10 protein-coding genes and 2 pseudogenes are annotated in these 6122 nt (G+C 53.8%); 3 read left to right on the forward strand and 9 right to left on the reverse strand.

Annotated features, from left to right (window positions below):
- Nucleotides 1–5: 5 nt before the first annotated feature.
- A complete protein-coding gene (locus H607_RS0110920) occupies nt 6–353 on the reverse strand; it encodes a DUF2782 domain-containing protein (RefSeq protein ID WP_028875460.1) in 348 nt (115 codons plus the stop codon).
- Nucleotides 354–579: 226 nt separating this feature from the next.
- Here H607_RS0110920 and H607_RS13650 point away from each other — a divergent pair.
- A pseudogene (locus H607_RS13650) lies at nt 580–794 on the forward strand (IS3-like element ISAzo10 family transposase); the annotation flags it as partial.
- A 243-nt stretch (nt 795–1037) separates the two neighbouring features.
- Here H607_RS13650 and H607_RS13435 read toward each other — a convergent pair.
- From H607_RS13435 to H607_RS13450, 5 genes are read right to left on the reverse strand one after another with little or no spacing between them, the layout of a single operon-like run.
- Complete coding sequence (locus tag H607_RS13435) at nt 1038–1358, reverse strand: hypothetical protein (protein WP_157381301.1); 321 nt, start codon at nt 1356–1358, stop codon at nt 1038–1040.
- Nucleotides 1355–2749: a hypothetical protein gene (locus tag H607_RS13000; RefSeq protein WP_157381302.1), complete on the reverse strand. Its 1395-nt coding sequence runs from the start codon at nt 2747–2749 to the stop codon at nt 1355–1357. The genes H607_RS13435 and H607_RS13000 overlap by 4 nt, the downstream gene beginning before the upstream one ends.
- Nucleotides 2746–2976 (reverse strand): hypothetical protein, encoded by a 231-nt coding sequence (locus tag H607_RS13440; protein ID WP_157381303.1) that lies wholly within the window; start codon nt 2974–2976, stop codon nt 2746–2748. The genes H607_RS13000 and H607_RS13440 overlap by 4 nt, the downstream gene beginning before the upstream one ends.
- Before the next feature lie 38 nt (nt 2977–3014).
- Complete coding sequence (locus H607_RS13445; RefSeq protein WP_157381304.1) at nt 3015–3152, reverse strand: hypothetical protein; 138 nt, start codon at nt 3150–3152, stop codon at nt 3015–3017.
- Nucleotides 3153–3181: 29 nt separating this feature from the next.
- Nucleotides 3182–3715, reverse strand: coding sequence for a hypothetical protein (locus H607_RS13450; protein ID WP_157381305.1), 534 nt, complete (start codon nt 3713–3715; stop codon nt 3182–3184).
- Nucleotides 3716–3819: 104 nt separating this feature from the next.
- Between H607_RS13450 and H607_RS13830 the strand changes: the two are divergent.
- A pseudogene (locus H607_RS13830) lies at nt 3820–3912 on the forward strand (XRE family transcriptional regulator); the annotation flags it as partial.
- A gap of 166 nt (nt 3913–4078) precedes the next feature.
- Here H607_RS13830 and H607_RS13455 read toward each other — a convergent pair.
- From H607_RS13455 to H607_RS13465, 3 genes are all read right to left on the reverse strand, one after another.
- Nucleotides 4079–4507: a hypothetical protein gene (locus H607_RS13455; RefSeq protein ID WP_157381306.1), complete on the reverse strand. Its 429-nt coding sequence runs from the start codon at nt 4505–4507 to the stop codon at nt 4079–4081.
- Between the two features lie 149 nt (nt 4508–4656).
- Entirely contained in the window at nt 4657–5265 is a 609-nt protein-coding gene (locus tag H607_RS13460; RefSeq protein ID WP_169393603.1) for a hypothetical protein, read from the reverse strand.
- Nucleotides 5266–5423: 158 nt separating this feature from the next.
- Nucleotides 5424–5738 (reverse strand): hypothetical protein, encoded by a 315-nt coding sequence (locus H607_RS13465; RefSeq protein ID WP_157381308.1) that lies wholly within the window; start codon nt 5736–5738, stop codon nt 5424–5426.
- A gap of 141 nt (nt 5739–5879) precedes the next feature.
- On the opposite strand from H607_RS13465, the gene H607_RS0110950 reads away from it, so the two are divergent.
- Nucleotides 5880–6122, forward strand: a 243-nt coding sequence (locus tag H607_RS0110950; protein WP_028875462.1) for a helix-turn-helix domain-containing protein, incomplete at its 3' end; no start/stop codon positions are given.

Here is a 6122-nt window from a genome sequence, read left to right on the forward strand (position 1 = left end):
GGCGCTCACCAGGACTTGAGGATCCACATCGGCACGGAGAGCTCCGGCGTGCCGTCGAAGCGCTCCATCACGCCGTTGCCGGTGCGATCGATCAGATAGTACGGTGTACCCCCATGGGCCGGTACGACCTTGATCATGTAGACGCGCCCGCCGATGCGATATTCGGTGACTTCGTCTTCTCCCTCCTTGCGGATCGTCACCTGAGGTTCGGCCAGATCCTCCTCGGTGATCGGCCCGGGCAAGGGCGGCGGCTCCGGGATCGGTTCGAGGGGCGGGCGCGAGGATTGCTGCGCCCAGGCCGTACCGGCCATGAGCAAGGAGGCGAACAGGAAGAGGCGAAGGCGGGGTTTCATGGATGCGATTCCGACGGGGAGGCTTCTTGCCGGCATTCTACAATAGGGAGGGGCGGACTCGCCCTTTTCTTCGTCCTGAATCCGCGTCCGTGAAATTTCAACCCCCTCCCTGAACCACACAGGCTGATTTTTCAATCGGCTGTTTCGATGGTTCGGTCAGCGATGGTGCTGCGAGGCTGATTTGCATGCGATGCCCCGCCGAAGGTCGGCGCCGACGGGCTTGGGTTACGTTACCGCGGCTCAACGGCATGCAGGGAAAGATCATGCGATCCTGGCGGCACGACATCAGACCTGTCTTCAAGCCCGGGCACATCACCCGGTGCGCTGGTCCGGACCGACAAGGGACTGGACACTGATCGGCGCTGTCACGCTCAACCCGGAACGGGACAGGTCGTTCGGGACTCGACCCAAGCTGAAATAGAGGGGCAAGTGATGCCATGAATCAGGCGACAACTATCTTGACTTGTTCCGAAATGCTGCGGGCCAAAGGCTATCGGCCGCAGATCCGGCGCAAAGCCAAGCCCCATCGGCTGCTCTCCAAGCGGCAGAGCGCGCGCAACACCGAGTGTCATGAAGAACCGGCTTCACCGCGAGTTTCCCGGAAAACGGGGGTTGATCGAGGCTCCCCGTTGTCGGCAACGCTGTCCCTGACAGGCAGGAACAGCACCAGCAAAGCCATAATTGTCACTCATGCTTTTCATCCCTAAAAAAGAATTTTCTGAAAATGTAAATATGAACCAACACAGATCCCGGCAAGGAAATCAACAAAGACGCGAATGCAGCTGTGGCCATAATCAATCCTGCGCCTAAATCATCCTCTCCAGTCGCAGGATCGGTTATTCCATAAACATGACCAAATATTGACACAACAATTACACCGACAATGCCAATTAACAGAAAGCTGATCAATAGCGCTCCTGCTTCAAGAGCAAGCAACCGCACCAACCTGATATGAAGCAACGAGCGGATTGAACGGTTGAGTGAGAGACCAAATTTCTCGCTCATGCCGCCAACCTCCAGTCTCCATTCGCTGTTTCCCCGTCCCGATAGCGCAGATTTTTCGAAAGCACGATGTCGGCATTTTCGGTGAGATAGGCGTAGTCGTCACCTCCGGTGAGCGTGTGCACCTTGAATTCGTCGAGCAGGTCGGCGAGGTAGTTCTCCGGATCGGCGGCTTTCTTGGCCGCGAGGGTTTGGTTGAGCCGGGTGGCGTCGAGCCTGAGCCCCTGCTCGTCGATGACGAGTTCGATTGCATCGAGGTAGGGCTTTAGGCGCGTCTGCAGCACCAAGTTGGCGTAGACGCGCTCCTTCAGGCTGTCGTAGGCTTGCTGCAGGAGGTCGAGTTGCGGCTGTGAGTAGTTCACGAGCAGTGTGGGCAGCGCTGCGAGGGCCATCGCGGCGTCGCCGCTGCCGCCCCCCGGGCCGGCCGAGATACTCAGCCCGCAGTTCGCCCCGTCGGTCTGGCTCTTCAATGTGCCGGGAACGTCGATGGCTTCGGCAAACCGGGTGTCGAAGGTGTCGGTGGCGAGCTTGAATTCGCCCATGGCCGAGGTGCTACCGTCGGCGCGGGTGAAGCGGCCTTCGCGCGAGAGGGTGTTGCCGTTGGAAAGACGCTGGTTCTTGAGGGTGTGGGCGAGGTCGAGGATGACGATGCCGGCATCAAGCAGGGAAATCAGTTCGCCGCTGCCGGTGACGCCGTCTTGGTCGGTATCGCGCCAGAGTTTGAGTTCGGCGAAGGCCGGGTCGCTGGCATCGAGGATGCCGTCGCCGTTTGCGTCCAAGGCGGCCAGCGCCGCAAAGCCGTTCGGGGCGAGCGTGCCGTTGGGCAGCACCGTGAAGTCGCCGAAGAGTTCGGCGCCGCTGTCGATGCGGCCATTCCCGTTTTTGTCCCAGACCAAGAGGGCATCGTCTTTGCCCGCCCAGCCGGTTTTGGTGAGCACGCCGTCGGCATCAAAGTCGAAGTAGATGTTAGCGGTGAGGCCGATGGTTTCCAGGCCGTCGCCGTCCAAGTCGAGAATGATGGGGTCGCGGGGCCAGACCCAGGTTTTGGCGCGGTCGTAAAAATCTGAAATTTTGTCCCAATTGTTGGAAATGAACAGTCCGCCGCTAACGATGGTAAATGCGCCGCGTACCCACGGATTGACCTGTGCAATCGTCAACCCAAGACCGAGTAATAGATCCCCAGTCTTTTGAATCACTTTGGCATAGTCACCGCCGGTTGCGGTGCCATTAGCCATTTTTTCGCCAATGACACCGACGGAAGCAGCCCATGCAGCTTGACCGACAACCAATTTGGCATACCCCATACCGAAAGTGCCAGCAATGCTGTTTCCAATCTGACTGGCAACAAAACTGGCGGCGGCAGTCCCTGCTACCGCACTCTGAATCGCACTCATGATTTTCCTCCTGTCATTACACCCGTAACCACGAAGATAAGCCCGAGAAACAACGTCGGCACCCACAGCCTATTTGCTAATGAAACCCACGCTTTAGCGCGCGGGTACCGCATATAGAAGTCGGCTAGTTCACCCTTTGGATCCCGCCACACTTCAAGCCATGAATATCCCCAAATAGCGCAAAAAATCAGCATCGCCGCGCCGACAGCGGTAAAAATCTGGCTCACGTGCTTTCCTTCTTCACCAAACTTACGTGCATAGCATTTCACTCCATATTCACCACCTCATCCACCTGCAAGCCTTTGGGTACCTGATGGGTGATGAAGACCATCGTCACCTTGCCCTTGAACCAGTTGATGGTCTGGGCGAAGTGCATGGTTTGCATGGTATTGCTAAAGGACATAGCAAATTCCTCCTATAATCAGAAAAGCCTTACATCGACCAGTCTTCGATAGCTGTTAGTACCCAGCATTCGTTCTTGACAAAGAAATAAGTTACCTGGTACCCCGTGTCTTGCTTGAATAGAGTTGCTTCCGCTTTGTTTTCTGACCACTTGTCAATACGTAGGGACAATGATTTTTCCTCTCTCTCGGCGCGCAACGGGAGCAATGGGAATCTGATTTGTGCGTATTTAAGTTTCTTCACAACTGGCTTTGGCTCTGGCTCTACATCCAAATCAAGCCATTGCACCTTAAGTGGTATTCGTAAAAAAGTCCGCTGGATAGTCTCGCTATTTGCATATACGAAAAAAAATTCTGGGAAATTTTGTGACGGGCATGTAGGTTTAACTAAATTGACGTCTTGATTATCTGAAGCAAAAGCGGCTCGGGTTAGAGCAAACGCTGCGGCAACAAACAAAAAGAAAGCAATCAGCCAATTTATTCCAAATGTATTTTTGCAAAAAATCCGTCCAATTTTTACCATATGTAATACAACATCACAGTAAAGAAAATGATTAATTTTCATATATGTCAGGTCCCGGACGATTGCATTGATCCGCGACGTCGTGCATTATTCATAGGTCGCGAGACGATGCGTGAGCTGATCGAGGAGCTACGGAGGCAAAAGTCATGATGGTTCGACTGCACAAGAACGCCACCACGACCCCTGCGATCCGGCACTATATCCAGAACTCGAACCTGCCGGTGCGCCGCCTTGCCCGGGAACTGAGTCCTCCTTGATACGCACCGTATGCGTCGCCCGCAGCCGCAGCGATTTCTCCTGTCGTAACAACTACACTCATGTCAGCTCCCTATGTTGATAAAGTATGCAAGCACGCCAAACGGCAGAAACAGCCAAAGTGTCGTGCCTAAAAGACCAAACGTAATATCAGTCCAGTAAGCGAATTCTTCTTTTTTCGTTCTTGGAAAAAGCTCCAGATTCACGATATTTTTGTATGTCACAAAAGCATCTCCACCTGGAAGAATTTTGATGAGCCAGCTCCTGATAAGGAATATCGCCATCAAAACATAGAGGATTAACTATTGCCAACCCGCTGAATGTCGAATAGGCATGAAATACGTACGCAAGAATTGGCACGCTTTCAACAATATTACGCCATGTTTTTGATAAAACAGGTAACAAAATCATGAAGAAACCAATTGACGCGAAGAATGCCTGAAGCGGCACAAGCCATTTCGCCAGCCATAGTGCAACTGCCTCGTGATATTTTCTTCTTGCAAGAACCGCCTCGTCGGCTGGGACTGTTGATTCTGCAACGCCGTAAATTTTTCGTAGTCGATCTTTGGGTAAAGTCATCACATCTCCTTCTTCACCAAACTAATGTCACATACTGCCCCGTATTCACCACCCATCCACTTGCAAGCCCTTGGGCACCTGATGGGTAATAAAGATCATCGTCACCTTGTCTTTGAGCCGGTTGATGGTCTGGGCGAAGTGTTCGGCGCTCATGCGGCGGCGAACCGGGTGTCGAAGGTGTCGATGGCGAGCTTGAATTCGCCCATGGCACTCGTTGTGCCGTCGGTGCGGGTGAAGTGACCTTTGCACGAGAGGGTGTTGCCGTTGGCAAGAGGCTGGTTCTTGAGGGTGTGGGCGAGGTCGAGGCTGACGATGCCGGCGTCCGCGAGTGAAATCAGTTCGCCGCTGCCAGTCTGACCGTCTTGCGAGGTATCGCGCCAGAGTTTGAGTTCGGCAAAGGCGAGGTCGGAGGCATTGAGGATGCCGTCGCCGTTTGCGTCCAATGCCATTGGTGTTGCGACCCTACACCAGGAGAGCGTTGTTCTTGCCGGCCAGCCGGTTTTGGTGAGGACGCCGTCGGCATCAAAGTCGAAATGGATGTTGCTGGCCAAGCCGACCGTCTCCAAACCATCGCCGTCCAGATCGAAGAGGATCTGGTTGTGGGGCCAGACCCAGATTTTAGCGCGGTCGTATAAATCACGATAAAACCAAGCGACTGGTTGCCATAACGGATTCCAAATCAACGTCTGTAAAGGCCCCCAACCCGCATCCGGACCAAGCGCACGCGGAAGTATTGACTGGGATCCCGATACCGGCATTCTGTGATCGGGATGGGGTCGCTGGTCGCTGTGGGAGTTGCCCCAAGAGTTTCTGGTTTAACGTCACAGCCGCCCATAGATGATGTTCACAAGATTGATCTGTGTGGGGTAAAAATCATACGCTTCCGATGTGCCATCCGGCTTGTCGATGCCCCTTTTTAATTTACAATTCGATTGAGTTTCATTTCAAAAAATGGCTCAGGTTTAAAAACTTGCGGTTTTTTGTACTTGGCGCTTGTCATGTATAGATGCAATGCAAAACCGCCATGTCGTTCCTCATGCAAGTTCATCAAATAATCAATTAGCTGTGTGCGTCCGGACAGGGGGATTTTGTGGGCCTCATAAAAATCGAGCACAATTATTCGTTTTCTTTCAATCCATTCATTTTCCACGTGTCCAAAGAATGCATATTTCTCGGGAGGACCAGATATAGGGACATCTGTATGGCCGTTGACCACTCTGTAATCAGGCATTTCGTATCCGTTTCTGCGCATTAATTTTACCGTGGCTAATTGTCAGGTCCCGGACGATTGCATTGACCCGCGACGTCGTGCATTATTCATAGGTCGTGAGACGATGCGCGAATTGATCGAGGAACTACGGAGGCAACAGTCATGATGGTCCGACTGCACAAGAACGCCACCACGACCCCTGCGACCCGGCGCTACATCCAAAGCTCGAACCTGCCGGTACGCCGCCTTGCCCGGGAACTGGGAGTGTCGGAAGACACCATTCGGCGTTGGAAGAAACGCACCGACGTCGAAGATCGTCCGCACACGGCGCATCGCCTGCAGACGAACCTGACCCCGTTTCAGGAGGCGGTCGTGGTGGAGCTGCGCAAGACCTTGATGCTGCCT

It is taken from the genome of Tepidiphilus margaritifer DSM 15129 (genome assembly GCF_000425565.1).
Classification (GTDB): Bacteria; Pseudomonadota; Gammaproteobacteria; order Burkholderiales; family Rhodocyclaceae; genus Tepidiphilus; species Tepidiphilus margaritifer.

What these genes read in the sequence shown, in the direction of transcription:
- H607_RS13445 (WP_157381304.1), bottom strand. Translation starts at nt 3,152, where the DNA reads ATGTCCTTTAGCAATACCATGCAAACCATGCACTTCGCCCAGACCATC.
- H607_RS13435 (WP_157381301.1), bottom strand. Translation starts at nt 1,358, where the DNA reads ATGAGCGAGAAATTTGGTCTCTCACTCAACCGTTCAATCCGCTCGTTG.
- H607_RS13000 (WP_157381302.1), bottom strand. Translation starts at nt 2,749, where the DNA reads ATGAGTGCGATTCAGAGTGCGGTAGCAGGGACTGCCGCCGCCAGTTTT.
- H607_RS13460 (WP_169393603.1), bottom strand. Translation starts at nt 5,265, where the DNA reads ATGCCGGTATCGGGATCCCAGTCAATACTTCCGCGTGCGCTTGGTCCG.
- H607_RS13450 (WP_157381305.1), bottom strand. Translation starts at nt 3,715, where the DNA reads ATGAAAATTAATCATTTTCTTTACTGTGATGTTGTATTACATATGGTA.
- H607_RS13465 (WP_157381308.1), bottom strand. Translation starts at nt 5,738, where the DNA reads ATGCCTGATTACAGAGTGGTCAACGGCCATACAGATGTCCCTATATCT.
- H607_RS13455 (WP_157381306.1), bottom strand. Translation starts at nt 4,507, where the DNA reads ATGACTTTACCCAAAGATCGACTACGAAAAATTTACGGCGTTGCAGAA.
- H607_RS0110920 (WP_028875460.1), bottom strand. Translation starts at nt 353, where the DNA reads ATGAAACCCCGCCTTCGCCTCTTCCTGTTCGCCTCCTTGCTCATGGCC.